Origin of the sequence: Xanthovirga aplysinae (assembly GCF_009711365.1) — a bacterium.
Taxonomy (GTDB): Bacteria; Bacteroidota; Bacteroidia; order Cytophagales; family Cyclobacteriaceae; genus Xanthovirga; species Xanthovirga aplysinae.
Genome location: NZ_SMMB01000591.1, coordinates 1 through 2,574 on the forward strand (window position 1 = coordinate 1; position 2,574 = coordinate 2,574).

At 32.3% G+C, this 2,574-nt stretch carries 3 protein-coding genes; all 3 read right to left on the reverse strand.

Going from position 1 to position 2,574, the window contains the following annotated elements; genetic code table 11:
* Positions 1-175: 175 nt before the first annotated feature.
* Genes E1171_RS03015 through E1171_RS03025 form a run of 3 tightly spaced genes read right to left on the reverse strand, consistent with a single transcriptional unit; the run spans position 176 to position 2,446 of the window.
* Complete coding sequence (locus E1171_RS03015; protein WP_155203947.1) at positions 176-976, reverse strand: DUF4339 domain-containing protein; 801 nt, start codon at positions 974-976, stop codon at positions 176-178.
* A gap of 2 nt (positions 977-978) precedes the next feature.
* A complete protein-coding gene (locus tag E1171_RS03020) occupies positions 979-1,857 on the reverse strand; it encodes a hypothetical protein (RefSeq protein WP_155203949.1) in 879 nt (292 codons plus the stop codon).
* A gap of 4 nt (positions 1,858-1,861) precedes the next feature.
* Positions 1,862-2,446 (reverse strand): DUF805 domain-containing protein, encoded by a 585-nt coding sequence (locus tag E1171_RS03025; protein ID WP_155203951.1) that lies wholly within the window; start codon positions 2,444-2,446, stop codon positions 1,862-1,864.
* Positions 2,447-2,574 lie beyond the last annotated feature (128 nt).

The window sequence follows — 2,574 nt, forward strand, 5'->3', positions numbered from 1 at the left end:
GGTATTTGATGTTGATTTATGGATAACTTTTTTAACGCTGCGCTAAAAGTTACCCACAAACCAACATCTTAACGATAATAGTATAATGATTAAAAATTAAAAATATATAAATTTGAAAAGCACTTAGCGACGAAAAGGCTTTACATAGGACATAGTGTTGGCGGTAGTTCTTTCTTTACTCAATTGTTTGTTCCTCAAATAAGGCATGGGCACTTTCAATAAAATCATCCATGTTCTTGCTTTCATAACTTGAAATTTCAGGATACATTAATTTACCTTCATAAAAGGATTTAGGATCTAAGTCGTCCAGATTGAGTATATCATGAGCAAGTTCATGATACATTAAAAAATATCTCATGGGTTTATTAAATTGGCGCCAAGATGATGGATTTATATAAATTTCAATTTTGGCATTATCATGACTTCCAAAGGATAAACCATGTATATGAGTTGTATTGCCCATCTGGTCAAGTTTTGAAAACTTAATAATAGTTGTTTTTGGTTTTTGGGCATATATTCCAAAATATTCAAGATCTCGATAAAACTTATCTACATAAACCTGAAAGTCCTCATCTGAGTCATAGGAATTTTCTACAACCTTATTATAAAGATTTACCTCAGCCTGATTCTTTATTGAGAAATAGATTAAAAATGAAACTAATGTCATTATCAAAATTCCAATTAGCCATTTTTTCATTTTAACCCTCTTTTTTTTCTGAGGGGGTAGAATTTTAATGCCAGCTTTTTTCTTGGATTCTTTTTTTTCTTTGGGCTTTTCTAAGGTAGTTCGAGATTTAATTTCTGGGGGAATAGAAGCAATTATGTCATTTAATTCTGGTATTTTTGACAATTCTGTCCAGGTCCCTAATCCAAAAAACCAAACCTTAGTTGATCGTGTTATTTTTTGGTTTTTCAATTCCGACTTAGAAAAGGGCCCATATTTTTCTTTCCCATCTGTAAAAAAGTACTTGCTCATAACTAATAATATTGATCAGGGAATATTACAGAGTTAGTTATCAAAAAATACAGCTGTTCTAAAACTTTGAATTCAGCATTATCTAAACCCATTGACTGCAAAAAGATTAGTTTGTCCTCATAAAATATCACCCAAGATTTCATAATCATTTCCATTTCGAGGCCCGTTCTTTCCATTGTCCCTTTTACCTTGAATTCCAATGTTGGATAGGTGTCTAGGGTAATTATTCTTTGGCTCAGGATTTTAGGATTTGTAAAGAATGAGCTTGACCCTTCAATAAACTCTTTGGTAAAATCTTCGTCTTGAAGTAATTCTTTACTTTCATTGCGTGAAAAAAATGTCATATTCTCCTTCACCAAGACTAAATAGGTGTTCCCTTCTTTAACAAACTTCTTAACAATATTAGGTCTAGCTCCTTCCTTGATTTCCCAGCCAGTGGGAGCTTTTAACTTTATATTAACTTCTTTTGCTTTTGGATGCTTATTTAAACTTATATATTCTCCAAGCTCAAATTTGAAAGTTGAAAGCTCATTTGATTTAATACTAACTTTTTCTATTAGTGAGTTACTTCTGAAATAATAGAAGTTAACATTAATATTATACAAAAAGTAGGTTTTTGCTGCTCCCGCTGTTTTTAAATTCGATATTAATTCAGCTTTTAAATTTTTAGGAGCCTGCCAATATTCTGGTACTTCATATTGATAAATTAATGTTCTACCTAGGGCAAAACACCCTTTAGCCCTGATGCCATTACCAATGTTAACCCCTTTTATTTCTTGATTTACCTCTTCTGCAAGATTCTTTATATCAGACTCAGAGAATGACTGACTAAATAAAGAAAGGGGAAATATGGTTATTATAAAAATGAGAATAACTCGCATTTGTTTAACCTTTTGGATTTAATCCATAATCGTTTATCCCTTTAGCACTAGTGGTAAAGAGCATCCAAAAAATATAAAATGGAATTATTTGAAACCAACCACTCTTTCCAATATCATGGCATCTTTTAGCTCCCTGTGCCCACATAAACCATAACAATGGGATGTAAGTGAGACCAATGATTGGAAATTCTCCTGATTCTACTATGGCATTAACAAACGTTATAATTATCATATAAACAATGAAGCTAATTCCGTACTCAGTTCTCCTTATTCTTCCTTCAAAGGAAAATGGTTTGGAAAACATTCTTTTCTTGGTCTTTCCAGTTAAATTGGCTTGGGAATCAGTCGCCTTTTTTGTTTGTGTTTCTTCAACCCGATTAAGAGCTTCCGGTTCATTATGAATCGTTGATATGGATGGAGGTTTAAGTTCTAATATTGGTTTCATCTCTTCAAGGTCACTTGCTGGAATCCAATCCTCTAGGCCCTCAAACCAAATCAGGCTGTCCTTTTTAACTTCCTCATCTTTTAATTCTTCAAAACTAAATGGTCCCTGTTTTTCTTTACCGTTAAAATAAAAATAATTCTTCATATTGTTTTTTTTAATTACCGCCAACAAGCAGATATACCCACCCCATTCCGTTTATTCCTTTTATAGGAAACATTTGGGTTCCTAAAACAAAAATATGTTGAAAGAGAATGGGTGCATTTTACCTACTA